30 protein-coding genes and 1 pseudogene are annotated in these 25,150 nt (G+C 62.9%); 18 read left to right on the top strand and 13 right to left on the bottom strand.

Annotated features, from left to right (window positions below; genetic code table 11):
* The first annotated feature begins 158 nt into the window (after positions 1–158).
* From C5L13_RS23530 to C5L13_RS29060, 3 genes are all read left to right on the top strand, one after another.
* Positions 159–857, top strand: coding sequence for a phosphatidylserine decarboxylase (locus C5L13_RS23530; protein WP_105385839.1), 699 nt, complete (start codon positions 159–161; stop codon positions 855–857).
* Positions 858–874: 17 nt separating this feature from the next.
* Positions 875–1,711: a CDP-diacylglycerol--serine O-phosphatidyltransferase gene (gene pssA, locus C5L13_RS23525; RefSeq protein ID WP_105385705.1), complete on the top strand. Its 837-nt coding sequence runs from the start codon at positions 875–877 to the stop codon at positions 1,709–1,711.
* A 178-nt stretch (positions 1,712–1,889) separates the two neighbouring features.
* On the top strand, positions 1,890–2,027 hold the full coding sequence (locus C5L13_RS29060; RefSeq protein WP_170117313.1) for a hypothetical protein: 138 nt from the start codon (positions 1,890–1,892) through the stop codon (positions 2,025–2,027).
* Positions 2,028–2,029: 2 nt separating this feature from the next.
* Here C5L13_RS29060 and C5L13_RS23520 read toward each other — a convergent pair whose 3' ends face one another.
* From C5L13_RS23520 to C5L13_RS23500, 5 genes and pseudogenes are all read right to left on the bottom strand, one after another.
* Entirely contained in the window at positions 2,030–2,647 is a 618-nt protein-coding gene (locus tag C5L13_RS23520) for a LysE/ArgO family amino acid transporter (RefSeq protein ID WP_407070465.1), read from the bottom strand.
* Between the two features lie 37 nt (positions 2,648–2,684).
* Complete coding sequence (locus C5L13_RS23515) at positions 2,685–3,452, bottom strand: SOS response-associated peptidase (protein ID WP_105385703.1); 768 nt, start codon at positions 3,450–3,452, stop codon at positions 2,685–2,687.
* A gap of 47 nt (positions 3,453–3,499) precedes the next feature.
* Positions 3,500–3,827, bottom strand: a pseudogene (locus C5L13_RS23510) (YnfA family protein).
* Between the two features lie 7 nt (positions 3,828–3,834).
* Positions 3,835–4,104, bottom strand: a complete 270-nt coding sequence (locus C5L13_RS23505) for a type II toxin-antitoxin system RelE/ParE family toxin (RefSeq protein ID WP_342588197.1) — start codon at positions 4,102–4,104, stop codon at positions 3,835–3,837.
* Between the two features lie 28 nt (positions 4,105–4,132).
* Entirely contained in the window at positions 4,133–4,393 is a 261-nt protein-coding gene (locus tag C5L13_RS23500) for a type II toxin-antitoxin system ParD family antitoxin (RefSeq protein WP_105385702.1), read from the bottom strand.
* Positions 4,394–4,495: 102 nt separating this feature from the next.
* On the opposite strand from C5L13_RS23500, the gene C5L13_RS23495 reads away from it, so the two are divergent.
* The 8 genes from C5L13_RS23495 to C5L13_RS23460 all read left to right on the top strand — a co-directional run bounded on the left by C5L13_RS23495 (position 4,496) and on the right by C5L13_RS23460 (position 9,656).
* The gene (locus C5L13_RS23495; protein WP_105385837.1) at positions 4,496–4,912 is read left to right on the top strand and encodes an NUDIX hydrolase; all 417 of its coding nucleotides are present in this window, start codon (positions 4,496–4,498) and stop codon (positions 4,910–4,912) included.
* 30 nt (positions 4,913–4,942) lie between these two features.
* Complete coding sequence (locus tag C5L13_RS23490) at positions 4,943–5,386, top strand: TIGR02301 family protein (protein ID WP_105385836.1); 444 nt, start codon at positions 4,943–4,945, stop codon at positions 5,384–5,386.
* A gap of 101 nt (positions 5,387–5,487) precedes the next feature.
* Positions 5,488–5,745: a hypothetical protein gene (locus tag C5L13_RS23485; protein ID WP_105373724.1), complete on the top strand. Its 258-nt coding sequence runs from the start codon at positions 5,488–5,490 to the stop codon at positions 5,743–5,745.
* A 15-nt stretch (positions 5,746–5,760) separates the two neighbouring features.
* Positions 5,761–6,534, top strand: a complete 774-nt coding sequence (locus C5L13_RS23480; RefSeq protein WP_105385701.1) for a hypothetical protein — start codon at positions 5,761–5,763, stop codon at positions 6,532–6,534.
* A gap of 74 nt (positions 6,535–6,608) precedes the next feature.
* A complete protein-coding gene (ygfZ, locus tag C5L13_RS23475; RefSeq protein WP_105385700.1) occupies positions 6,609–7,451 on the top strand; it encodes a CAF17-like 4Fe-4S cluster assembly/insertion protein YgfZ in 843 nt (280 codons plus the stop codon).
* A gap of 56 nt (positions 7,452–7,507) precedes the next feature.
* Entirely contained in the window at positions 7,508–8,122 is a 615-nt protein-coding gene (locus C5L13_RS23470) for a YfbR-like 5'-deoxynucleotidase (protein ID WP_245571449.1), read from the top strand.
* Positions 8,119–8,655, top strand: a complete 537-nt coding sequence (locus tag C5L13_RS23465; protein ID WP_105385698.1) for a tyrosine phosphatase family protein — start codon at positions 8,119–8,121, stop codon at positions 8,653–8,655. The genes C5L13_RS23470 and C5L13_RS23465 overlap by 4 nt, the downstream gene beginning before the upstream one ends.
* A 107-nt stretch (positions 8,656–8,762) precedes the next feature.
* Positions 8,763–9,656, top strand: a complete 894-nt coding sequence (locus C5L13_RS23460; protein ID WP_105385697.1) for a mechanosensitive ion channel family protein — start codon at positions 8,763–8,765, stop codon at positions 9,654–9,656.
* Between the two features lie 93 nt (positions 9,657–9,749).
* On the opposite strand, the gene C5L13_RS23455 is transcribed toward C5L13_RS23460, so the two are convergent.
* The 5 genes from C5L13_RS23455 to C5L13_RS23435 form a co-directional block, all read right to left on the bottom strand.
* Entirely contained in the window at positions 9,750–10,442 is a 693-nt protein-coding gene (locus C5L13_RS23455; RefSeq protein WP_105385696.1) for an RES family NAD+ phosphorylase, read from the bottom strand.
* The gene (locus C5L13_RS23450; RefSeq protein ID WP_205836879.1) at positions 10,439–10,828 is read right to left on the bottom strand and encodes an MbcA/ParS/Xre antitoxin family protein; all 390 of its coding nucleotides are present in this window, start codon (positions 10,826–10,828) and stop codon (positions 10,439–10,441) included. Before C5L13_RS23450 ends, C5L13_RS23455 begins: the two co-directional genes overlap by 4 nt.
* Positions 10,829–10,939: 111 nt before the next feature.
* Entirely contained in the window at positions 10,940–11,752 is an 813-nt protein-coding gene (locus C5L13_RS23445; RefSeq protein WP_105385695.1) for an ABC transporter permease, read from the bottom strand.
* A complete protein-coding gene (locus tag C5L13_RS23440; RefSeq protein WP_105385834.1) occupies positions 11,749–12,504 on the bottom strand; it encodes an ABC transporter ATP-binding protein in 756 nt (251 codons plus the stop codon). Before C5L13_RS23440 ends, C5L13_RS23445 begins: the two co-directional genes overlap by 4 nt.
* A 118-nt stretch (positions 12,505–12,622) precedes the next feature.
* On the bottom strand, positions 12,623–13,663 hold the full coding sequence (locus C5L13_RS23435; protein ID WP_105385833.1) for an ABC transporter substrate-binding protein: 1,041 nt from the start codon (positions 13,661–13,663) through the stop codon (positions 12,623–12,625).
* Positions 13,664–13,998: 335 nt separating this feature from the next.
* Here C5L13_RS23435 and C5L13_RS23430 point away from each other — a divergent pair, with 335 nt between their 5' ends.
* From C5L13_RS23430 to C5L13_RS23415, 4 genes are read left to right on the top strand one after another with little or no spacing between them, the layout of a single operon-like run.
* Positions 13,999–16,794, top strand: a complete 2,796-nt coding sequence (locus C5L13_RS23430) for a DUF2339 domain-containing protein (protein ID WP_105385694.1) — start codon at positions 13,999–14,001, stop codon at positions 16,792–16,794.
* Entirely contained in the window at positions 16,791–17,441 is a 651-nt protein-coding gene (locus tag C5L13_RS23425; RefSeq protein ID WP_105385693.1) for an HD domain-containing protein, read from the top strand. Before C5L13_RS23430 ends, C5L13_RS23425 begins: the two co-directional genes overlap by 4 nt.
* Before the next feature lie 11 nt (positions 17,442–17,452).
* Positions 17,453–18,301, top strand: a complete 849-nt coding sequence (locus C5L13_RS23420) for an MOSC domain-containing protein (protein ID WP_105385692.1) — start codon at positions 17,453–17,455, stop codon at positions 18,299–18,301.
* 15 nt (positions 18,302–18,316) lie between these two features.
* Complete coding sequence (locus C5L13_RS23415; protein ID WP_105385832.1) at positions 18,317–18,808, top strand: GNAT family N-acetyltransferase; 492 nt, start codon at positions 18,317–18,319, stop codon at positions 18,806–18,808.
* A gap of 41 nt (positions 18,809–18,849) precedes the next feature.
* Here the strand turns inward: C5L13_RS23415 and C5L13_RS23410 are convergent, their stop codons facing one another.
* Complete coding sequence (locus C5L13_RS23410) at positions 18,850–19,296, bottom strand: YybH family protein (protein ID WP_105385691.1); 447 nt, start codon at positions 19,294–19,296, stop codon at positions 18,850–18,852.
* A 167-nt stretch (positions 19,297–19,463) separates the two neighbouring features.
* A complete protein-coding gene (locus C5L13_RS23405; protein WP_105385690.1) occupies positions 19,464–20,687 on the bottom strand; it encodes an MFS transporter in 1,224 nt (407 codons plus the stop codon).
* Positions 20,688–20,813: 126 nt separating this feature from the next.
* On the opposite strand from C5L13_RS23405, the gene C5L13_RS23400 reads away from it, so the two are divergent.
* The gene (locus tag C5L13_RS23400; protein WP_105385689.1) at positions 20,814–21,416 is read left to right on the top strand and encodes a TetR/AcrR family transcriptional regulator; all 603 of its coding nucleotides are present in this window, start codon (positions 20,814–20,816) and stop codon (positions 21,414–21,416) included.
* On the opposite strand, the gene C5L13_RS23395 is transcribed toward C5L13_RS23400, so the two are convergent.
* On the bottom strand, positions 21,413–22,846 hold the full coding sequence (locus C5L13_RS23395) for an aminotransferase-like domain-containing protein (RefSeq protein ID WP_105385688.1): 1,434 nt from the start codon (positions 22,844–22,846) through the stop codon (positions 21,413–21,415). The two genes, C5L13_RS23400 and C5L13_RS23395, sit on opposite strands and share 4 nt — an antisense overlap.
* 85 nt (positions 22,847–22,931) lie before the next feature.
* Between C5L13_RS23395 and C5L13_RS23390 the strand changes: the two genes are divergently transcribed.
* Positions 22,932–23,795, top strand: a complete 864-nt coding sequence (locus C5L13_RS23390; protein WP_105385687.1) for a DMT family transporter — start codon at positions 22,932–22,934, stop codon at positions 23,793–23,795.
* 185 nt (positions 23,796–23,980) lie between these two features.
* Entirely contained in the window at positions 23,981–24,880 is a 900-nt protein-coding gene (locus C5L13_RS23385; RefSeq protein ID WP_105385686.1) for a DMT family transporter, read from the top strand.
* Positions 24,881–25,150 lie beyond the last annotated feature (270 nt).

The following is a 25,150-nucleotide window of genomic DNA, read 5'->3' as shown; positions in this document are numbered from 1 at the left end:
TTCACGCGGTCGTTTCTCCGGAATTGACGTCACGGCAAAAGCGTCCCTGCTCCTCTGTCCAGCTCAACCGCCCTCGCCACGTCGCGACGGAACCGCATTGCCGCAAAAACGGTTTCCCTGTAGTCAGTTCGGGCTGACCATCCAGGAGAAAACGGTTGATCAATCTCTTCGACACCATCCGCAACACGCTCGTGCCGATCCACAAGGAAGGTTATGTCTTCGTGGCGGCCTTCTTCATCGCCTCGCTGATCCTCGGCTGGATCGCCGAACCGCTGTTCTGGGTCGGCCTCGTGCTGACGCTGTGGTGCGCCTATTTCTTCCGCGACCCCGAACGCCTCGTGCCGCAGGACGACGACCTCGTGCTGAGCCCCGCCGATGGCCGCATCTCGCATGTCGCCTTCGTCGTGCCCCCGGCGGAACTCGAACTCGGTTCCGAGCCGATGCTGCGCATCTCGGTGTTCATGAATGTCTTCGACTGCCATATCAACCGCTCGCCGGTGCGCGGCCAGGTGAGCCGCATCGAATACCGCCCCGGCCAGTTCATCAATGCCGAACTCGACAAGGCGAGCGAGGATAACGAACGCAACGGCCTCGTGATCGAAACCCGCCACGGCAAGGTCGGCGTCGTTCAGATCGCCGGCCTCGTGGCCCGCCGTATCGTCTGCTGGGTGAAGCCCACGGAGCCGGTCAATGCCGGGGAACGTTTCGGCCTCATCCGCTTCGGTTCGCGCCTCGACGTTTTTGTGCCCGCCGGCGCCCAGCCGCGGGTCTCGGTCGGCCAGTTGGCGCTCGGTGGCGAGACCGTGCTTGCCGAATTCGGCTCCTCCAAGGGTCCGACGATCAGCCGCCGCGCATAACGGAGTACGAGAGCATCATGGAAACCCCGGGCCGCACCGCCTCGACCCCTTCCTCCCCTGAGCCGAACAGGCCGAACGACGAGGCCCGCGGGCCGCGCCTGCGCGAAATCCCGCTGCGGCTCATGGTGCCGAACCTGATCACGGTGCTGGCCATCTGCGCCGGCCTGACGGGCATCCGACTGGCATTCGAGGGGCGCTACGAGCTTGCGGTCGCCATGGTGCTGCTCGCCGCCTTTCTGGACGGCATCGACGGGCGCGTTGCGCGTCTCCTCAAGGCGACCTCGAAATTCGGGGTGCAGATGGATTCGCTTGCCGACATCATCAATTTCGGCGTCGCGCCGGCGCTCGTCTCCTATGCTTTCCTGCTGCACAACGCCAAGTCGATCGGCTGGATCGCCGGACTTCTCTATGCGATTGCCGCCGGTCTGCGTCTTGCCCGTTTCAACGTGATGGCGGACCGCGAGATCAAGGCGGCGTGGCAATCGGAGTTTTTCGTCGGCGTCCCGGCCCCGATGGGCGCCATGCTGGTGCTTCTGCCGGTCTATCTCGGCTTCCTCGGGGTCGAGCCGTCACCTTTGTTCGTCTTTGCGAGCGTCGCCTACACCGTCCTGATCGGCTATCTGCTCGTCTCCCGGCTGCCGGTCTGGTCGGGTAAATCGAGCCGCATCCGGCGCGACCTCATGCTGCCGATCCTGCTTGCCGTGGTGCTCTATGTGGCTCTGCTGATGAGCTATACCTGGGAGGTGCTGTCGGTCACCGTCATCGCCTATCTCTGCGTGCTGCCCTTCAGCGCGCGTGCCTGGCACCGCCGCTACGGCACCATCACCATCGAGGACGACAGCGCTACCGTCTGACGGGCGCCAATCTTGGTAAGTTGCAGCTTCCGCGCAACAGTTTCCCGCAAGATGAAGGTTTTATGAAAAGCTGGCGAGGGTGCCGGCTTGTCCAGCCACGATTCTGCCCGCTTTAATGCGGAGAGGCGCAATCGCAGGAATGCAAGAACAAAAGATTCGCGTGTGTGAGGAGACAGCCATGAGCAGCGAAAAGCCAGCCAAGAAGACCGAAGCCAAGCAGGATATCAACCCGCCCTACCGCCCGCTGGCGCTCAAGGCCGTGGTTGCCGCAGCGCTCATGCTGAAGCGCAAGCCGAAGCTCACGCCGGCCGGCTGATTTTACTGGCCGCTGAGGAAGCTCCAGAACAGCCCCAGCGCGAGCAGGCCCATCACCACACCGATGACGACATCCAGAACCCGCCAGGCGGCGGGTCTGGCAAATAGCGGTGCCAGGAACCGCGCGCCGTAACCAAGCCCGAAGAACCAGGCGAACGAGGCGACCGCCGCACCGGCGCCGTAGGCGACCCGTTCAGCTCCTTCGAAGGCGGCAGACAGGCTGCCGAGCAGCACGACCGTATCCAGGTAGACATGCGGATTGAGGAAGGTGAAGGCAAGGCAGGTCATGACCGCCGCCTTCAGGCCAAGGCTTTCCGGAGCACCGGCGACCATGGCGCCCGGCTTTGCCGCGCGGCGGAAGGCCATGAAGGAATAGGTGCCGAGGAAGACCGCACCGCCGAGCGTCACCGCTGAAATCAGAACCGGCGATCGTGAGACGACGGTGCCGAGGCCGGCGACCCCGGCGGCAATCAGCAACGCATCGGACAGCGCACAGATCAGGCAGAGGATGAAGACATGGCTGCGGATCAGCCCCTGGCGCAGGATGAAGGCGTTCTGGGCGCCGATTGCGATGATCAGCGAGCCGCCGAGGGCGAAACCGGAAAATCCGGCAGAGAGCAGGTTCATGAGGATATCTCGCCTGAAAAGGGAGGAAGGGTCAGAAGAGCGACATTTGCGCGGTGTCGGGCTTTTCGCCTTTCGGCGGCTTCTCTTCCGGGACGGCGACGGCGACCGGCTTCTGCAGATCCGGCCCCATATTCGAGACCTTGTTGACGAGATCGGAGACCGGCAGCGCCTCGAAAAAGTCCTCCTGCGTCGGCCGCATCAAATCTTCCACATGGCGCGGCTCATGCGTCTTGCAGTCCAGCCAGCGCTCGAAGTCTTCCGGCTGGATGACCACCGGCATACGGTCGTGGATGCCGCGGATCGCCGCATTCGCCGTGGTCGTCATGATCGCCGCCGTATCCACTTCCGAGCCGTCTGCCGACGACCACGTCTCCATCAAGCCGGCAAAGGCGACGATCCCGCCATGCTTCGGACGGATCCAATAGGCCTGCGGCTTGACGCCGCTCTCCTTCGGCGGCCGGCGCCATTCGTAAAAGCCCGCCGCCGGTATGAGAACGCGACGATGGCGCATGGCGGCGCGGAACGAGGCCTTGCCGACTGCCGTTTCCGCCCGCGCGTTGATCAGCAGAGGAAAATCCTTCGGGTCCTTCAGCCAGCCCGGAAGCAATCCCCAGCGGGCGAGCAGAGCCCGCCGTGTCGGGAGATTGCTGCCCGGCTCGCGACTTTCCGATTCGATCACCACCAGGATCGGCTGCGTCGGGGCGATATTGTAACGGGCCGGGAAATCATCGAGATCCACCAGACCGAAAAATTCCGCAATATCCTTGGGAATCGCCGTCAGGGCGTAACGTCCGCACATGCGCCTGTCATGGCATCGGCCTCAAAATGCGTCAAGCGGGTCGGCCGCTAGGCGCTCCGAGGTCCGAAGAGGATGATCGCCGCCGCCGGCAAGGCAGACGGCCACGCCCAGCACATCCCAGCGGTCCGGCACCCGCGCCTCCACCATCCACAACCACAGAATCGAGGCAAGGATATAGATGCTGCCATAGGCGGCATAAGCGCGTCCCGCCGCCTCGCTCGGCACCAGCGCCAGCGCCCAGGCAAAGAGAACGAGCGAGACCATGCCCGGCGCCAGCCACCAGACCGATTTCTCCAGCCGCCACCAAGCCCAGAAAGCAAAGCAGCCGGCGATCTCGGCGAGTGCGGCAAAAGAGTAGAGGGCGTAGGTTTTCATGAGGACGTTAGTCAAAGTCCCTGGGCTTCACATCCTGCGCCATATGCATCACGCGAAGAATCACGATCCGATCAGGATAGGAACGATAGTAGATGCAGCGCTGACGATAGGGGAAGCCGCGTAACCCCGGCGCAATGTGATCCCTTGGCGAGCCGGTGAAGTCGGCATCGGCAATCCAGGCGATCTTGGCCGTTATGTCCGCTATGAATTCCTGAGCGTAATAGGGACTGCTTTCGGCGATATGACGACGAATGTTGCGCAGGTCGGCGCGAGCCAGCGGCGCGATGATGAGGCGCTTGCGACCGCTAATCGTCGTCGCTTTCGTTCATGATATCCGCAAGCAATTCGGCGCCCGAAGCATACTCCTTACCCAGGCCCGCCTCAATTTCCGTATCCGCGGCGTAGATCGCCTGACGGAGCGACTGCATCCGCATCTCGTAGTCTGCAAGCATGCGAATTCCGGCGCGTACGGCTTCAGTCTCCGTACCAAAACGGCCATTTTTCACCAAATCGGCCAGAATTCCATCATAGGCATCCCCGAGGGAAAACGTCTTTGCCCGTGCCATTGAATGCTCCTTCGGTTGAAGCATACGATAAAATACAATACTTTTACAATATCGCCTTCGCGACTCTTGGAATGATATAGCGCCTCCCAAATGGACATCGTCATGCCCTCCTCCCCGCAAGCCGCATCCTCCGCCATTCTCGAACGGGATGGCCGGTTCCTGCTGATCCGCCGGATGAACCCGCCGTCGGCGGATCTCTTTGCCTTTCCGGGAGGCCGCGCCGAACCGGGCGAGATGCCGGATGAAACCGCCTTGCGGGAGTTTTTCGAAGAGACCGGCGTTGCGGCTCGAAACCCGGTCCTGTTCGCCACCTATGACCTGATGAGCGAAAGGGAGGGCGGCAGTCATTTCTTTCTCTCGGTCTTCCGCGTCGAGGCCGATGCCGATACGGAAGTCGTCGCAGCCGACGATGCCGCGGATCCGGGCTGGTATACGGTTGAGGAAATCCGCTCCCTGCCCGTGCCGCCGAGCGTGCTCGAATGCGCCGAAAGGCTGGCGGCGGAGATCAAGGCCCGCTAAGAGACTAGTATGCCGCGCCGGATCCCGTTCATGAGTTCTATTTCGCGATTTGTCCTGATTGTGCTTGTGGCCGCCGTCACGGCAGCGCCGCTCGCCGCCCAGACGGCGAAACAGCCGACTGCAAAACAACCGCCCGCCGCGCCCGCACCGCCGCCAGTCGTGGAAGAAAAGCCGGCTCCTTACGAGGGACAGCTTACCCGCCTTGCAGAGGTTCTCGGCTCCATCCAGTATCTGCGGACGCTGTGCGGCGTGCCCGCCTCCGACTGGCGCGCCTCGATGCAGCAACTGCTGGAGGCCGACACCGCGAACGAACCCAAGCGGCGCGAGAAACTGACTGCGGCCTTCAACCGCGGTTATCGATCCTTCGCCGCAGTGCACACCTCCTGCACGACTGCGGCAAGGACGGCGGAGGAAAGATACCGTAACGAAGGCGCAACACTTGCCACAGAAATTGCGACACGCTTCGGAAATTAGAGGATTATTTACCTCTTTTGGCGGGAGGCCGTGTCGTTTTGATAAAAGACTGATAAAGTTTTTAACGGGCTAGTAATCAAACGGGCACCGAGGACAACAGAATGCAGACAGGCCGCAACGACATCGACGACATGATTGTGCATGAGAAGATGCAGGCTGCCTTGGAATATCAGAGCGAGGCCTGGGCCGACGGCCGGGCGGACGGCATCGAACCGGAGATCATCGCCGACGCGGCCCTGGTCCTTGCCATGCGGGAAACCATCCGCATCCATGGCGAGCTGGGTGCCGAAGCCATGCTCGAATCACTGAAAACCCGTATGCTCGCTGGCGAATTTTCTCCCGAGCGAATGATTCAATAGACAGCCGAGGTTTCCATGCGACCTGCAGAGGAAACGACCATTTCCCCGATTCTCACCCGCCTCTGCGCGGCAACCGTGCTTGCGGCCGCGCTCAGCCTGACGGCCGGCGGCAGCGCATCGGCGCTTTCCGCGCTCGCCCCCGATCAGGACGGACGCGCTCCGGCCCAGCAGAGCCAGGAGAAGCAGATTCTCCAGGCCCTGGACGGCACGACATTGCCGCCGCCGGGTCCGGCCATCAACCGGCCGCAGACGAGCGCCGAAGAAGCCCCCGCGCCGGCGCCCGACCAGAAGGCGGCCGAGACGCCTGCAAACGACAACGATCAGCCCGCCGAGATCATCCTCGACATGTCGAAGCTGCCGCAGCCGGTCAAACACATGCGCGAACAACTCGTCGAAGCCGCCGCCTCCGGCGATATCGCAAGGCTGCGCCCGTTGATCGCCACCGGCGACAAGCAAACGCAGGTGATGAACGGCGAAAGCGACGATCCGATCGAGACGCTCAAGAGCTTTTCCGGCGATCCCGACGGGCAGGAAATCCTCGCCATCATTCTCGACATTCTTTCGACAGGGGCTGCCCGTTTCGATGCCGGCACACCTGAGGAAGCTTACATCTGGCCCTATTTCACCGGCAAGGCGCTCGGCTCTTTGACGCCGCCCGAGCGGGTCGATCTCCTGCGAATCGTCACCGCCGGCGACCTCGCCGGCATGGAAGAGAACGGCAACTACAACTTCTTTCGCATCGGCATCAGCCCAGACGGCAAATGGAAGTTCTTCTCCGGCGGGGATTGAGAGAACGACAAGTCTTGTCGCCGCCCGCGGGAAGACTTACCTCTCTGTTTTCCTGACAACCGGATTGCCATGCCATGTCCGCCGCCTTTCTTCCGACGCGTAGCCTGATCCGCCTTTCCGGGCACGATGCGCAGGAATTCCTGCAGGGGCTCATCACCACCGATATCGACGAGCTGCCGCCCGGCGAAGCGCGTCCCGGTGCGCTGCTGACGCCGCAGGGCAAGATCCTGTTCGATTTCCTCGTCTGGCGCGAAGGGGACGGCTTTCTCATCGAAACCGAAGCGTCGCAGCGCGAGGCGCTGATGCGGCGGCTGACCATGTACAAGCTGCGCGCCGCGGTCGACCTCGCCGCCGAAACGACGGAGGGCGTGACGGTATTCTGGGACGACGAAGCGGAGAAGGGCGCCGTGAAGGATGCGGCTTTCGCCAAGGCCGGCATTACGCTCCTGCGAGCACCCGGCAAACAGGCGGACGGGCCGGAGGACGCTTATCACGCGTTGCGGGCGGACGCAGGTGTGGCACTTTCCGGCCATGACTACGCGCTGCAGGACGCCTTTCCGCACGACGTTCTGCTCGACAAGACAGACGGGCTTTCCTTCCGCAAGGGCTGCTATGTCGGTCAGGAAGTGGTTTCCCGGATGCAGCATCGCCGCACGGCGAGACGGCGGCTGGCGCTGGTTTCCGGCGATGCGTCGCTGCCCGCCTCCGGCATCGAAATCATTGCTGGCGGCAAGACCGTCGGCGCACTCGGCTCGGTTGCCGGCAACAAGGGACTTGCTGTCGTCCGCATCGATCGCGTCGGCGATGCCCTGGCGCGCGGTCTGCCCTTCATTGTGGGCGATGTGGCGGTAAAGCTCACGCTGCCGGAATGGACCGGACTTTCATTCCCGATCGAGGCTCAAGAGGCCGAACCGTGACCGCAGCCACGATTTCGGCCGAGAGCAATGCGCCGGGCGCCCGCGCCTGGCAGCGCATGCTATCCGGACGGCGGCTCGACCTGCTCGACCCCTCGCCGCTCGACATCGAGATCTCGGATATCGCCCACGGGCTTGCCCGCGTCGCCCGCTGGAACGGCCAGACGCGCGGCGACCATGCCTTTTCGGTCGCCCAGCATTGCCTCGTCGTGGAGGAAATCTTTCGCCGCTGCAACACGTCGTGCAGCGCCGACGCGTTGCAGATGACGCTGCTGCACGACGCTCCGGAATATGTCATCGGCGATATGATCTCGCCGTTCAAATCGGTCGTCGGCGGCGGCTACAAGGCTGTCGAACAGCGGCTGGAAGCGGCGATCCATCTGCGCTTCGGCCTGCCGCCGCATGCCTCGCGGGATTTGAAGGCTCTGATCAAGAAGGCCGACACGATCGCCGCCTTCTTCGAGGCTACCGAACTCGCCGGTTTCTCCGTCACCGAGGCGCGAAAATTCTTCGGCCAGCCGCGCGGCATCGCCCGTGACATGCTGCCGATCACGCCGATGCCGGCGCTCGAGGCACAGCAACGCTTCCTCGACCGCTTTCATGGCATCGAGACCGAACGCGGCCTCGGGAACCAGGTGACGAAGGCGGTCAAATCGACCAAGGGGACGCCATGACCGCGATCGTCGTCTGTCCCCTCGCCCATATTGCCGAGATGGCCGTCAGGCACCACGCCGGCGCGATGGTGAGCCTCATCGCCGAGCGCCAGGATTTTCACCGGCCCGGCGTGATCGCAGCCGAACGCCACCTGAAGCTCGCCATGAACGACATCGGTTTTGCCGGGACCGGCGACCTCATCGCCCCGAGCGAGGCGCATGTCGAACGCCTGATCGCCTTCGTGCGGGACTGGGATCAATCCGCGCCGATCCTCATCCACTGCTGGATGGGCGTCTCCCGTTCCCCGGCGGCTGCGGTCATAGCGGCATTGGCGCTCCACCCGGAGGAAGACGATTTCGGACTTGCCGGTCGGCTCCGAAAAGTGGCGCCGCATGCGACGCCGAATTCGCGGCTGATCGAGATCGGCGATCATATGCTTGGCCGTAACGGGCGTCTGATTGCGGCGGTCAAAAGCATCGGCCGCGGGGCGGAAACGGATGGCCGGGCATCCTTCGTATTGCCCCTCGAAATTGCTTCCGAGCTGAAAATCTAATTTTACCAATGATTTAGAAGCATGATAAAAAGGTCTTCTTTTTTGACTTGACCTCCAGGCCTCCTGCCCCAATTACGGGCACTTCGGAGAAAGGAGCAGCCGGCCGGATGGAACAGGCATCGGATTTCGTTGTGGCGACAAGAGCGGCGCTCGCTCAATTGAGCGCGCTGGCGGTGCAGTATTCCTTTGCCGTGATCGGCGCCCTGGTGCTTCTCGTCGTCGGCTGGATCGCCGCGCGGATGCTGAGCAACTGGGCCCATAGCGGGCTGTCGCGCATACACGGCATCGACGCCACCCTTGCCCAGTTCTTTTCCAACATCATCCGCTACGTGGTCCTGATCCTGGTCATCGTCATGGTGCTCGGACAGTTCGGCGTGCAGACGGCGTCGATCCTCGCAGCCCTCGGCGCGATCGGCCTCGCGGTCGGATTGGCGCTGCAGGGCACGCTGCAGAATATCGCCGCCGGTATCATGCTGCTCGTGCTTCGCCCCTTCCGCGTCGGCGAGACGATCGAGACCAGCAGCGTCACCGGGACCGTCATCGAAGTCGGCCTCTTCGCGACCGAACTGAAGACGGCTGACGGAATCTATCGCCTTGCACCGAACTCGACCCTCTGGAACGTGCCGATCACCAATTACAGCCGGCGCAGAACCCGCCGCAACGAGATTTCCGTCCATATCGACGCGGACGAGGACATTGGCTCAGCACAGGCGAAGCTCCTCCAGATGGCCCGCGACGACAGGCGCGTGCAGGACGATCCCGCACCCGCCGCCTTCGTTGCGGAATTCGATTCCAGTGGCACGAAAGTTACACTTCGATACTGGACAAATAGCGGCGATTGGTGGAATGCCAGCCGCGACCTGACGAAGGCGATCAAGCTCGCTTTCGACAGGCAACCCGAACAGATTCCAGACCCTCAGGTAAAATCGCGCGACACTGCCGGTGCGAGCGGACCTCCGACTCCTCACGGTGCGGACGAACTGGCGACAGCGCGGACCTGAAGGAAAGGATGCACCAGGTCTGGCCTTACGAGGAGGCCGGACCTGGTGCGCAAAACCTTCGAAGACTTCTATCCTTGAGCCCGTGAACCGGTCTCAGACGGCATTGACGCTGAAGTCCTGCGAACCCTGCCAGACGATGTCCCAAGCGGCGCCCGGCCGGACGTTACGGATCGCCGTCGGCTCGAACGCCACAAGGCAGCGTCCGCCCTGATGGCGCACCGATGGATAGATCAGCCCGTCATGTCCCTCCCGCCGCAATTTTTCGGCGAGCAACTGCCCTTGCGGATAACCAAGAGCCGGATCGGGGTCGAGTGCGGGGTGTGATGCCTCGTCGCTGATGTCGGGAAAGTCGCCGATGAAATCGGCGAGCAGTTCGACATATCGCGCCGTCTCCTCGAATAGCCCGATGAAACGCAGCTCCCTCGTCTTGTGGTAGGCGACTTCCGCGATCGAGGTCATCGTGTCCCAGCTGCAATACCAGGCGCCACGGCTTTCGGCGTTGAAGCGGTTACCGCCCGCGCGGGTATAGGTGAAGGCAGCGTTGATATGGCTGTTGCCATAGACCTGCAGGTCGTGCCTGCGGCGCTTCCAGGCAAGTTCCCGACGATCGAGATGCAGGTTCAGCCCCCGCTCGGCGATCAGGCGAGCGCTTGTCAGTCCCTCGATCTCGGCCAGGATCTCCAGCTCCTCGTCGCTGTCGACGAGGCCGCGCAGGCTGGGTGGCTTGTGGTAGGTCGCCGGGATCAGGCGCACCAGGCCCCGGTCGCTCAGCGCCGTGATAATCACGCGCCGCCCCGCAGCGCGTCGAGATAGTTGCGCACCCTCAAAAACTGCGGCAACCCCTCCTCGATCAGCGTATCCACCGGACGGGCGCCCTCAAACAACGGGCCGCTGTTCGGGAGCGTCATCCAACGGCTGGCGATCGGCTCGCTGAAATAGAGCTTCAGGGCTTTATAGATGCCGATCACGGCGCTGAGCCGCAGCATCTGGTCCTTGGTGAGCCCGCCGGCATAACCGGGCTTCCTCGCACGCTTCCAGGTGCTGTCCGACATATCCGCCAAACCGGCCGCCTCGTTGAGGGATACCCCCCACTCGCCCATCACATTGCCGAAAGCCTTCAGGGCAACGGCCGCCAGTTGCTCGGCATCATGCTTTTTCGGCGCGACTTCCACGGGGACCTGTCCTTGTTGGCATCAATCGCAAAGGTAGTCCAAATGAACCAAATGTAAAGGTCATATGGACAAAACAAGATGCACCCAAGGGAAGCAGGATTCGGGAGCCGTCTATTGCGCCATCGTGGAGCGGTGCGCCCAACCGGTCATGCGCTTCTCGATCCAGGCCATGAGCGCGTACATGGCGATGCCTTCCACGGCCAGCATCAGCAGGCCGGCGAAGACGAGCGGCACGTTGAACTGGCTCTGGGCGGAACTCATCATGTTGCCGAGGCCGTAATTGGAGGCAACCGTTTCCGAGACGACGGAACCGACGAAGGCGAGCGTAATCGCGATCTTCAGCGAGCCGAAGAAATAGGGCATGGAGCGCGGGATGCCGACCTTCAGCATGATATCCATCTTCCTGGCGCCGAGCGCGCGCAGCACGTCCTCGGTCTCCGGCTCGATGGTGGCAAGCCCGGTCGCAACATTGACGACGATCGGGAAGAAGGAGATCAGGAAGGCGGTCAGGACCGCCGGAATCGTGCCAATGCCGAACCAGATGACGAGGATCGGCACCAGCGCGACCTTGGGAATGGCGTTGAAGCCGATCATCAGCGGATAGAGGCCGGCATAGATCGTCTTCGACCAGCCGATGAAAAGGCCGATGCCGAGACCCGCCACGACCGCAATCGCGAAACCGAGCGTGGTGGTGTAGAGGGTCTGCAGCGAATTCTTCCAGATCGGCGACCAATACTGCAGGATCGCCTGGAAAACGCGGGAGGGCGCCGGCAGGATGGTGGGCGGCATTTCGAGCGCGATGACCAGCAGCTCCCAGAGGACGAACAAGCCGATCGTGTAAAGCCAGGGCGCCAGCGCGACCCAGTTGATCCGGGCGAGCGGCTTTGCCGGTGTGGCGGCAGCGTTCTCGGCGGCGATGCTCATGCGGCCACCCGCGCCTGAGCGATCTCGCCATGCAGTTCATGCACCATGTCGTTGAAGCCCTTCTCGTACATGAGGTCCAGCTCGCGCGGCCGGGCGAAGGGCACGACATGCTCCTTCAGCACCCGACCGGGACGCGCGCTCATGACGAAGATGCGGTCGGCCAGAAAGGTCGCCTCGCGCAGGTCGTGGGTAACGAGGACGATGGTGACGCCCTGCGCCGCGTGCAGGTCGCGAATGACGCACCAGAGTTCTTCACGGGTGAACGCGTCAAGCGCGCCGAAGGGCTCGTCGAGCATCAGGAGTTCCGGCTCGTGGATCAGCGCCCGGCAGAGATTGGCGCGCTGCTGCATGCCGCCCGAAAGCTGCCACGGGAATTTCGAGCCGAAGCCCTTCAGCCCGACGGTCTCAAGCAGGCGCTCGGCCTTCTCGACATATTCCGCCTTATGCTTGCGCAGCCGGTGGCGGTGCCGTTCGACAATTTCCAGCGGCAGGAGGATGTTGTCGAGCGTCGTGCGCCAGGGCAGCATTGTGGGGTTCTGGAAAGCCATGCCGACGATCGACACCGGCTCCGTGACCTGCTTGCCGGCAACGATCACACCGCCGCCCTGCGGGATATGCAGGCCGGTGACGAGCTTCATCAGCGTCGATTTTCCGCAGCCGGACGGACCGACGACCGCCGCGAACTCGCCCTTGCCGACCTTCATGCTGAGGCCGGACACGGCGAGCGTGCCGTTCGCGCCGCCATAACGCATGTCGACATTTTCAATGGAAACCAAGGGGGAAACGAGGTGCGCCAACGGCGTCTCTCCGCAGTCATTCATCATTTGAGACGAGAGAGAACCCGGTTTGACCCGGGTTCTCCATCGACGATCAAGGAAGCATTCGCTCTTCCTTGGGGGGCAGGAAGCTTGCGTCGAACACCTGATCGGCCTTCACATTGCCCTTGAGGCCCATGGAGACCTTCAGCGTATCGATCGAGGCGGTGAGCCTAGCCGGATCGATGCCGCCGAAACCGTTGGCGACGACATAAGGGGTCTTGATGTTCATGGAATTCGCCATGTTGAGGCGCTGCAGCTCGATGTCCTTGTTCAGCGTCTCGTTGCGCTTCAGGACGGCGGCAACGCCTTCTTCCGGCTTGGCGACGGCATCGGCAAAACCCTTGGCGAGCGCCTTCACGAAACCCTTTACGGCGGCCGGATTCTTGGCAGCGAAGTCAGCGTTGACCGTAATGCCGTTGCCGTAGAGGTTGAGGCCGTTTTCAGCCATCAGGATCGTGGCGATGTCCTCGTCCTTGATGCCCTGCGCCTTGAGGTTCAGGATGACCGAGAAGGCGAAACCGAAGACGGCATCGACCTTGCCCTGGGCGAGCATCGGCTCACGGACCGGAAAACCGATCGATTCGATGGCGATCTTGCTGTCGTCGATCTTGGCGACCTGCTTGAAGGCCTTCCACTGGGCGAAGGCGCCATCCGGCGGCGGCGCGCCGAGCTTCTTGCCCTCGAGCGACTTGGGATCGGTGGTGACCCCGAGCGATTTGCGGCCGACGACGGCAAAGGTCGGGCGCTCGTAGACCATCATGATCATCTTGATCTTCTGCGACGGATCCTCGTCGAGGAACTTGATCAGCGAATTGATGTCGCCGAAACCGATCTGATAGGCGCCGGTGGCGACCCGCGGGATTGCCTCGACCGAGCCGTTGCCGGTGTCGATCGTGACGTCGAGGCCTTCCGCCTTGAAGTAACCCTTGTCCTGGGCAAGCAGAAAACCGGCAGCCGGCCCCTCGAACTTCCAGTCAAGCGTCACCTTGACCGGCGTTTCCGCCAAGGCCGGTAGGGCCGGCATAGTGAAACCGGCGGCAAGCGCCAGCGCCGTGACGGCGGAAAGTTTGGAAAGCAGTCTGCGCGAGATCATGAAAGGTCGTCCCCTGGAGGTTTTTTGTTTGATGGCCATCCAAGCCTTTCTTCTGCTGTTGCGCAAGCTGAAATTGCACACAAAGTCATCATATTTTATGATAGATCAAATTTTGTGCACAAGACGATTTTGCCGGCAACATCCTGCTGCGGTTTTCGGCACGGGCGCCCGCGGCGCCCACCAAGCGGAGCGACTGAAATCGGCGTAGGAAACTTGGAAAGGGTAACGCTTTCCATGGCTTCGTCATTCGATTGGACGAAAGGGGTGGCTCTTCCCTTTCCTCACCCGGCAATTGTATAAAGCCTGGAACAATTCCTCCATCCGCGAGCCCGCCGATGACCGAAATCCTGCTGCTGTTTCTCGTCATCCTGGTGTTTGGCCTGCACCGCCGGGCATCCAACCGCATCACCGGACTGGAAAAGGAACTGGAGGCGGTCAAGGCCGATCTCCTGGCGCGGCAGGGGCTTCCGCTTCCAGCGGCGGTGACCGCGGCTTCCGCCGAAGCGGCGGCCGAGGCGACCGCAGACGAACCGGCATCGCCGGTCGAACTCGCGGCGCGCGAAGGCGTCGAGGATGCGGCGACCGCCGAAGATCTCGCAGCGGCATCGGCGAATGCCGAGGAAAGCGAACTCGGAGCCGGTCAGGAAAATCTCATACCCGCCACGGCACCTCAACCGGCTGCCAAGCCGAAAACGAAGGAAAATCTCGAGAGCTATCTCGGCGCCCGCTGGCCGGTCTGGGTGGGCGGCGTGGCACTTGCCTTCGGCGGCATTTTCCTGGTGCGCTATTCGATCGAGGCCGGCCTGCTGGGGCCTGCCGCACGCCTCACCCTCGCCTTCCTGTTCGGCCTTGTCCTGATGGTGGGCGGCGAAGTGGTGCGGCGGCGCGCCATGCCGCAGGCCTCGGAGCGCTTCAGGAATGCGATGATCCCCGGCGCGCTGACGGCGGCAGGCGCTGTGACGCTGCTCGGCGCGGTTTTCGCGGCCTATGCAGTCTACGAATTCATCGGGCCGACGAGCGCCTTCATCCTGCTGGCCCTCGTCTCCTTCGCGACGATCGCGCTCTCGCTGCTGCACGGACAGGCGCTGGCCGGGCTTGGACTGCTCGCCTCGTTGATCACGCCGGCACTGGTGGCGAGCGAGGAGCCGAGCGCCCATGCGCTCTTCCTCTTCCTCGGCCTCACCTGGTTTGCGGTCAACGCCGCCTCGCGCTTCCGCCGGTGGACCGTCGTGCCGACGCTTGCCAATATCGGCATCGGGCTCTGGGTCATCGCTTACGCGATGGGCGCGGACGAATTCGACGCCATGCCGCCGACGCTGACGCTGATCGTGATGATCGCCGGCACAGGCTTTTTCTGGCCCGGTGCACGATACGGCCTGGACCGGCCGGCGAAGCCCGGCTGGAGCGCGCTTCTCGGGCGTTCACCTCTGCAGATCACGCTGTCGGTCTCGATCATGGCGGTCCTGCCGGCGCTTGCCATGCTGCTTGCGGATTTTCCGGCCGGAATCGACCCGCTCTTCGCCTCTGCCGCGGTGATCGCCGCGCTCGCGGCGCTCGGCGCGAGCCGGGCCTATGCGGTCTGGCCGGCGTTGATCTCCTCTGCAGGCGCCGTACTCGCCATCGCGCTGACAGCGCTTCTGCTGCTCGACTACATTCCACCGCCGCCGACCGAAGGTCAGCCTGTGGCGGTCTTGACCTATACACACGAGATCGTCATCAGCCTGGCTCTCGGCGCGATTTTCACGCTTCTCGGTTTTGCCTTCCTGAGGCGATTCCGCAGCACTGAGCCTGAATTCTCGGTCCTCTGGAGCGTGCTGATGCCGGCCTTGCCGGTGACGCTCGCGATAATCAGCTTCCTCAACTTCGGCAATCTCGGCCGCGACTGGACGCACGGGCTCTATGGCCTCGCTCTCGGCGTGGTTCTGCTTGCCGGCGCAGACTGGCTGTTTCGCAGGAGCGCGGAAACGACGGAGGACCGGATCGGCTCTCCTATCGACTGGCCGGCCAATCTTCTCGTCGCCGGCTCCTTCGCAGGCTTTGCGCTTTCGCTGCATGCGCTGACCAACGGCATCGTGACGACGATCCTGCTTTCGGTTCTCGGCTTCGCCTACGTTCTGGCGATGCAGATACGCTCCTGGCCAGCGCTGCCCTGGATGATGGCGGCCGCCACATTGATCGTCTTCGGCCGTATCGCCTGGGAACCGACGCTGGTCGGCATCAACAGCCTCGGCACGACGCCCTTCTTCAACGCCTTGCTGCCAGGCTACGGCATTCCGACGCTGCTTGCGATCGCAACCGCCTGGCTGCTTAGAGATTCCCCGGATTTCCGCATCCGCAACGTCATGCAGGCGCTCGCCTCGCTCGCCGGCCTGATGACGGTCGCCGTCTTGGTGCGGCACGCAATGAACGGCGGCGTGCTGGACGACCGGGTGCCGACGCTTGGCGAACAGTCGATCTATACCTTGGTGACGGTCGGCTTCTCGGGCGTGCTGCTGACCCTCGATCTCAAGTCTCCGAGCCCGGTCTTCCGCTGGGGTTCGATGATTGCCGGCGTGATCGCGACGCTCAACGTGCTGTCGCTGCATCTCTTCGCGCTGAACCCCTATTTCAGCGGCGAGAGCACCGGCCCCTGGCCCTTCTTCAACCTGCTGCTCATCGGCTATCTTCTGCCGGCGCTCGCCTATGGCCTCGTCGCCTGGTATGCGCGCGGGCGGCGGCCGCAGCCCTATGTCGTCATGCTGGCGCTCGCCGGCGCCGTGCTCGGCTTCCTCTGGGCGACGCTTTCGGTGCGCCGCTTCTGGCAGGGCGAGAACATCGCCGACTGGAAAGGCTTCCTGCAGGGCGAAACCTATACCTATTCGGTGGTCTGGCTGCTGATCGGCGTGGCACTGCTGGCGCTTGGCTCGAGGCTTGACGCCAAGAGCCTGCGGCTTGCATCCGCCGGCCTGGTCCTCGTCGCGGTCGTGAAGGTGTTCCTCGTCGACATGTCGAACCTCGAAGGCATCCTCAGGGCAGTCTCGTTCATCGGCCTCGGCGCGGTGCTGATCGGCATCGGGCTTTTCTACCAGCGCATTCTGGTGAAGAAGAACGGTGAACCCGAACTCGCCGATTCGCAGGAACCCGCATCGTGACCGTTTCGCTTGCCGCAGCCTTCTCGCCTTTCGAGGAGCTTGCCAGAACCCTGATCCCGCACGCGACGGAAGGCGACGACGGCAGCCACGACATCGCCCATATCCTGCGCGTCTTCCGCAACGCCCTGCGCATCCATGCGCAGGAGGGCGGCGACGGCCGGGTACTCGCAGCCGCGGTGCTGCTCCACGATTGCGTCGCGGTCGAGAAGAACTCGCCCTTGAGATCGCAGGCTTCGCGACTGGCGGCGGAAAAGGCCGCAGACATTCTTGCCGGCATCGGCTGGAGCAAGGCGGATATCGAAGCCGTGGCACATGCGATCACGACCCACAGCTTTTCGGCAAACATCACGCCGGAGACGCTGGAAGCGAAGATATTGCAGGATGCCGACCGGCTGGATGCGATCGGCATGGTGGGGGCGGCCCGCTGCTTCTACATCGCCGGCCGCATGGGCTCCGGCCTCTACGATCCCGTCGATCCGCTCGCAAAGGACCGGCCACTGGACGACAAGGCCTTCGCCATCGACCATTTTGCAGTCAAGCTGTTCAAGCTCGCCGACGGTTTCCAGACCGCCACAGGACGCGCTCTGGCGCACGAGCGGCACGAACGGCTGAAAACAGTGCTCGACCTCTTCGTCGACGAAATCTGAGGGATATCATCATGCGCGTGAGCGAACTCAACTTCTATCCACTGAAGAGCGGCCGCGGCATTACCCTCGCCGAGGCGGAAATCGGACCGGAAGGCATTCCCGGCGACCGACGGATGATGGTGACCGATCCTTCCGGCCATTTCATCACGCAGCGGGAACTGCAGGCGCTGGCGCAGCTTCAGGTGACGCCTGGAGACGGCGGCTTCCGCTTCGCGATCGACGGCAAGGGCGAGATCGAGGTGAAGCAGCCGCCGACCGACCGTCGCTTGGACGTGGCGGTATGGAAATCGATAGTCAGCGCGGCGGTGGCTGATGATGCGGTCAACGAGACCCTTTCAGGCTGGCTGGGCCGCGACATCCGGCTGGTCTTCTTCGACGACCAGTCGACGCGTACGGCGAGCGCCGAATGGGCGGGGCCGGATACGCCCGTCACCTTCGCGGACGGCTATCAGGTGCTGATCACCACGACCGGATCGCTCGCTGCCCTCAATGCCGACATGGAAAAGCATGACGAGGGCTCTATCGGCATGGAGCGTTTCCGGCCGAATATCGTGCTCGATCATGACGAGCCCTTCGAGGAAGACAACTGGGAAGGCGTCGAGATTTCCGGTATCCGCTTCGACTTCGTCAAACCCTGCGCCCGCTGCATCATGACTACCCAGGACCAGCAGACGGGCTCCCGCGAAGCACCGAGCCCGATGGCAGCCATGGGCCGCATCCGCATGTCCGCCGACCGGCGGGTGCCGGGTCCCCTCTTCGGCTGGAACGCAGTGCCGCGCAGCACCGGCCGCATCAAGCTCGGCGATGCAGCGACGGTAACGGCGGAGCGGGATGCCTGGGCAATCAAGCGCCGCGCGTAATCCGGGCTGATGTCGATGATCGTCACGGAAAGACTGATCCTCCGGCGTCCCCGGCTTGCAGACGTCCCCGAGCTTTTCGAATTCCTGGGCGATCCAAAAGCCATGCAGTTCACTCACGTAGACCGCTCATTGAAGGAATGTCGGCGACGGGTGGCGGTGCATGAGTGGCGGCGCCGCAGGGACGGGTATGCGCCTTGGACGGCAGAGCTCAAGGAGAGCAATCGGGTCATCGGCTGGGGCGGGCTTTACGACGATCCCTTCGACCCCGGCTGGGGCGTCGAACTCGGCTACTATTTTCACCCCGATGCCTGGGGAAAAGGGTTCGGCAGCGAGCTGACGACGGCTGCTTTGCAAGAGGCGGACGAAGCTCTGAAACTGCCGAAAGTCGCGGCCTTCGCCCGCCGGGAAAATACCGCTTCACGACGTTTGCTGGAGAAAGCGGGCTTTACCTTGGTGCGCTATGTGCCAGAGATGGAACGCTTTTATTTCGAGCGGCTGCGGAAGTGACGGTTCCGATATTGAATGGAGGCGGAAGGCTCGTTGCAGAGCTATGGTTGAAATCCCGGCTGTGCCTGCATGGTCTGGAGATCGATCGGCATCGAGATATGCTCGTGGGCGATCAGCCACCGGCCCTCGACCTTGCGGAAGCCGGATGTCACGCGGACCCAGTAGTCGACCTTGTCTCCGCCTGTCCTTAAGCTCCTGACGTGGCTCAGGCTGTGGCAGAATCCGACATCGCCATTCGCCGCAATCTGCAAGTCGTGGAGTTCATAATCGATCGCTCCTTCAATCGAGGCGAACCATGTTTCGAAGTTCTTTCGATAGGCATCCGCGCTCCGGATCTGCGCGGGTGGCCTGATGTCGAAGACCACGGTGTCCGCGGCGTAATAGGCCATCAGGGCATCGACGTCCTTGGCGCGCAATGCGTGCGCCAAACCATCCACGCGCGTGCGGATTTCTTCTTCTTCGACGGTTGAGGTTGCTGCTGTCGGCATGACACTCTCCTACAGATGGGGAGCCGCAGGACCTGGAATGCATCGCCCAAAGCCCCGGCTCGCCAGCTTTCGCAAAAGTCCGCCCGGGGCAATCTACCACGGGCGGCTCAGGGCACCAAAGGCCGATCCAGATCTGTCGAGTGCCGGCCCGGTGTGCGGGAAACCGCTTACTCTGCCGGGTTCAATGCGGCAGATGGCGGGGCCACCTGCCGCGATGGGTTGCTGAGACGGCCGTAACCGAGCAGCATGGTGGCGAGGGCCGTGAGGCCGCCGGCGACCGCAACCCAGAAGCCGTTCGAGGCGCCATAGGCATCGATCGTCCAGCCGGCGACCGAGGAGCCGAGCGCGAAGCCAATGCCGACGCCGGTCATGGCGTAGGTGATGCCCTCGGTAAGCTGCGAAGAGGGCACGATGCGCTCGATCAGGCTCATGCCGGTGATGAAGGTCGGCGAGATCGCCGCACCGGCCAGGAAAACCACCAGCGTCAGCACCCAGAGATTGTCGGCGAAAGGCATGGGCAGCGTAGTGACGGCGGCGATCAGGCTCGCGAAAATCAGGCGGCGGGCGAGCGGCGTCTTGAACTTGATGGCGCCGATGACGAGACCCACGACAAACGAACCGGCGGCATAGGCCGAGAGGATGTAGCTCGCCGCGCCCTTATTGCCCATGGCCTCCGCAAACGCGACCACCGAAACCTCGGCCGTTCCGAAGATCGTGCCCATGCCGGCAAAGACCGTCACCACGAACCACATGGAGAGGAGCCGCATGACCGAACCGCTGCCGGTTTCGCGCTGCGGATCGACCTTGGGTTCGGTCGATTTCTGGGCGACGAAGAGGGCGGTGCCGATGGCGAGGAAGGCGGCAGAGGCGAGAACGCCTGCTTCCGGGAAGAGGGAAACGCTGAGGCCGATACCGACCACCGGGCCGAAGATATAGACCACCTCGTCGAGCACGGATTCAAACGCGAAGGCGGTATGGAGCTCAGGCTGATCGCGGTAGATCTCCGTCCAGCGGGCTCTTACGATCGCCATCATGCTCGGCATCAGGCCGGCAACAAGAGCAAAGGCGAAGAGCGTCCAGTTCGGCCATCGCTGCCAGGCCGCGACGGCAAGCCCGACCAGGGCGAGAAAGGTGACGATGGTCGTCGGAACGAGAACCGCCGACTGACCTCTCGCATCTATCCAGCGCGAGACCTGCGGAGAGATGAAGGCATTGGCGAGCGCGAAGGTGGCCGATACCGCCCCCGCAAGCCAATATTCACCGTGGGTCTGCGACAGCATCGCGACAGCGCCAATCGTCGTCATCGGCAGCGGCAGGCGGGCTATAAAACCCGCGGCGGAGAAAGCTTTCGTCCCCGGCCTCCGGAATATTTCACCATAGGGATTGGGCATTACGGGCTCCTTGAGTTATGTTGGGATGACCTTTACATACGCCGCGTATGAGAGCTAAATAGTAGCATACGTCTCGTATGTCAATTAACATACGCATCGTATGCGAATAAATTTCTGGAGTTCCGCATGGCCCATAAGCCGCGCAAGGAAATGATCGCCGAAACCCGCGCCAAGCTGATCGCCTCAGCACGCCACGCCTTTGCCACGCAAGGTTATGCGGAAGCGTCGATGGACGACTTCACCGCCCAGGCGGGGCTGACGCGCGGCGCTCTCTACCACCATTTCGGCGACAAGAAGGGGCTGATGCAGGCCGTCATTTCCGAAATCGATGCAGAAATGTCCGACCGGCTTTGCGCCATTTCCAGCAAGGCGGAAACGGCCTGGCAGGGCTTCGTCGATGAAAATATCGCCTATATCGAGATGGCGCTGGAGCCGGAAATCCGCCGCATCATGCTGCTCGACGGGCCGGCGGTGCTCGGCGATCCCTCGAGCTGGCCGAACCAGAACGCCTGTATCCGTAGCATGACGGCGCGCGTCCAGACGCTGATCGATGAAGGCACGATCCGGGACGTGGACGCGGAGGCGACCGCGCGCCTCGTCAATGGCGCGACGCTCAGCGCAGCACTTTGGATTGCCGGCGCAGAGGATCCTCAGGCCGCCTCGAAGAAGGCCGCGGAGGCGTTTCTGGTGATGGTTTCCGGCCTGCTGAAGGAAAAGGTTCCGGCTTAGCGGCCGTTTGGAGCCTTGGCCTGCGAGATGGCATCGCGAAGCACGTCAAAGACGCGCGGGCCGAGCATCTGGGAAACGTTGAAGCGCATGAAGTTCGTCGCAGATTGCGACAGGCTGAACGCATTTCCAGGTGCCAGCACGACATTCCTTTCCAGCGCCACCCGCGCAACGCCGGCCGCATCCACATCGTCCGGCAACCGGCACCAGAGAAACATGCCCGCCTGCGGTTCGATCCAGGGCGTGATGCCGAGGCCCTTCAGTTTTGCCGAAACATCGGCCATCGCCTGGGACAGACGCGTCCGCAGAGCGTCTACGTGTCTGCGATAATTGCCGTCGCTCAATACGTTGAGGACCAGTTCCGAGGTCAGCCTCCCGCCGCCGAAGGTGGTGGCGATCTTGAGGTCGGTCAGGCCATCGATCCATTCGGGCTTGGCGGCAATGAAGCCGCAGCGAGCCGAGGCAGACAGGGTCTTCGAAAAGCTGCCGATATGGATGACCCGGTCGAGCCCGTCGAAGGCGGCCAGACGCGGCGCGGCGACATGCTCGAAATCCGCGAATATGTCGTCTTCGATGACAGTGAGGTCGAACTGATCCGCAAGCTTCAGGACACGATGGGCCGCCACCGGGGAAAGCACGGCACCCGTCGGATTGTGAATGGCGGAATTGGTGATGTAGAGCCGCGGCCGATGCTCCGCGCAGGTCTCGGCGAAAACCTGAAGATCGGGGCCTGAGGCCGTGTAAGGGACGCCGACGATCTTTGCCCGATGAGCCCGCAGCAAGGCATGGAAGTTGAAGTAGCAGGGATCGTCGACCAGCACCGTATCACCGGGTTCGATGAGAAAACGGCACAGAAGATCGATCGACTGGGTTCCGGATTCGGTCAGCATGACCTGATCCGGCGACGCTTCGATCCCCCGTTCGGCCATCCGCCGCGCAATGATCTGGCGAAGCGGCGGCAAACCCAGCGGCGAGCCGTAATCGGCCAGTGAAGGGCCTTCGCTACGGGAAAGCGCCCGCAGCGCCCGGCGGATGCTCTCTTCCGGAAGCCACGACGGCGGCAGCCACCCACAACCCGGCTTCAGCCCGCCCTCGCCCGCTTCCAGGGATTGGCGGGATACCCAGAAGGGATCGACGGCGCGGTCGAGCTTGGGCCCGACCTCGGAGAGCGAGAACGGCGCCGCCTGGCTCGCGACATAAAAGCCCGAGCCCGGCCTCGACAGGATCGCCCCTTCGGCGACGAGACGTTCATAGGCGTCGACCACCGTCGAGGTGGAGACCTTGAGCGTGCCTGCCAGCCCGCGAACCGATGGCAGCTTGGCGCCCGGCGTCAGGCTGCGGCCGGCGATGCGCTGTCTGATCGTGGTCATGACCATCGACACCCGGGTGCTGCCCGCCGCCTCACCGTTCATCCGTACTGCATCCTTCACCATAACAGTTTCGCGAAACCGTATCAGACCGTAGCTGGCCAAGCCACTCACCGTGACGGATAAGAACTGGAAAATGATGGAGTGCTTCATGGACCGTACAGCAGCCGGATGGATCAACGGGTTTATCGGCGTGGTCATCTTCAGCGGCTCGCTTCCCGCCACCCGCGTGGCGGTGATGCAATTCGATCCGGTGTTCCTGACGGTCGCGCGGGCCGCGATCGCGGGAATATTGGCAGTCGGGCTGCTCCTGCTGTTTCGGGAGAAGCGGCCGTCGCGGAGCGACGTCACATCTCTGGTCGTGGTCGCCCTCGGCGTCGTGGTCGGCTTTCCGCTGCTGACCGCGCTTGCGCTGCAGCACGTCACCTCGGCGCATTCCATCGTCTTCATCGGTCTGCTGCCGCTTGCGACGGCGATCTTCGGCGTCATCCGGGGCGGAGAAAGACCAAAACCCGCATTCTGGCTGTTCTCGATCCTCGGAAGCGGGCTGGTGGCCGGGTTCGCGCTGGCCCAGGGACTGACGGCCTCGCCGCTCGGCGATGCGTTGATGCTGGCGGCCGTCATCGTCTGCGGTCTCGGTTATGCCGAAGGCGCCAGGCTTTCGCGGAGGCTCGGCGGATGGCAGGTGATTTCCTGGGCGCTCGTCCTGTCGCTGCCGCCGATGATCGTTACCGCGTTCGCCACCATGCCTGAAAACTTCTCCGGCATCGAAGCTCCGGCACTGGCCGGCCTCGCCTATGTCTCGCTGTTCAGCATGCTGATCGGCTTCGTCTTCTGGTATCGCGGCCTCGCCCAGGGCGGCATCGCCTCGGTCGGTCAGTTGCAGCTCCTGCAGCCGTTCCTCGGGCTGGCTCTCGCTGCGACCCTTCTGCGCGAATCCGTAAGCTGGGCGATGTTTGCGGTGACGGTCGCGGTGATCCTCTGTGTCGCCGGTGCGCGCAAGTTCGCCAGGTGATACGTACGCCTTAGAACCCGTGGGGCTCGGCGGTCGATCTCTTTCCCGCCTGACGCATGGCAGGTATTCGCAAAAGCAGATCTCCTGACATCTTGGAGAACGGCCGGAAACGGACTAATTATTCCGTTCCTCCCCTGCCCGGCGCTTTCTGCCGGTGCGACCGGCCCCAGAAGTAGACCTCCCGCATGACACCTCGGTCCATCGGCATTCTCTGCGCGCTTTCGGCCGTGGCCATCTTTTCCGTTCAGGACGGCATCTCGAAACATCTCGGCACAGCCTATCCGCCGATCTTCGTGACGATGATCCGCTACTGGGCCTTTGCGGGCTTTGCGCTGTTTCTCGCAGGCCGCTCGCCGGTCGGACTGAAAGGCGTCGTCGCAGCCAACCGGCCATGGCTGCAGATCGCTCGCGGCGTGCTCCTCGTGACCCAGATCGTGGTGTCGATCTTCTCCTTCGCGCGGGTCGGCCTCGCCTCCACCCATACCATCTTTGCCGCAACGCCGCTGGTCGTCGCCTGTCTTTCGGTGCCGTTTCTCGGAGAGCGAGTTGGCTGGCGCCGCTGGGCTGCCATCGGCATCGGCTTTATCGGCATCCTGATGATCATCAACCCGATGCAGGCGACGTTCGATGCAAAGATCATCATCCCTATCGTCGGCACGCTGATGTTTGCGGTCTACTCGATCATGACGCGGCTCGCGAGCCGGACCGACACGCCCGACACCGCCTTCTTCTACACCGGCGTCGCCGGGGCGCTGGCGATTACGTTCGTCGGTCCGTTCTACTGGACGCACATCACGCTCGGTGACTGGTTCTGGATGCTCGCCCTCTGCATCACCGGCATGAGCGGGCACTATCTCCTGATCCGCGCCTATGACCTGCTCGATGCCGTCGTCGTACAGCCGATGTCCTATATCCAGACCGTGATCGTCTGCCTGATGGGCGTCTTCCTTTTCGGCGAGGTAATGACGGTGAACGTGGTCGCCGGTTGCACGGTCGTCATCGCCGCCGGCATCTTCACCATCTGGCGGGAGGCCCGGCTTGCGCGCGCCCACCCTCCGGCGATCGATCCGCCCGGAACTCCTTGAGCTCCATCAAATGCAGTGATGGATCGATTTAGCAAAAGTCGTTTTCCGAATGCCGCCTGCAAAGGTATGATTTGCTCCTCATTTGCAGGAGGAACCCTATGAGCCAATCAGCGACCCCGGCCGTGCGCTCGCCCATGCCCTGGCTAGAGCAGGTCCTGTAATCGATGAATCGATTGTGAGGTGACGGGGCGAGCCGAAGCTGATTCAACATCCACAGCGGAGAGGTGGATGATGGCACAGGCACTAAGCGATGATCTTCGACTACGCGTA

The sequence above is a fragment of the Neorhizobium alkalisoli genome (assembly GCF_002968635.1).
Taxonomy (GTDB): domain Bacteria; phylum Pseudomonadota; class Alphaproteobacteria; order Rhizobiales; family Rhizobiaceae; genus Neorhizobium; species Neorhizobium alkalisoli.
This window is presented reverse-complemented; position numbering and strand designations above follow the sequence as displayed.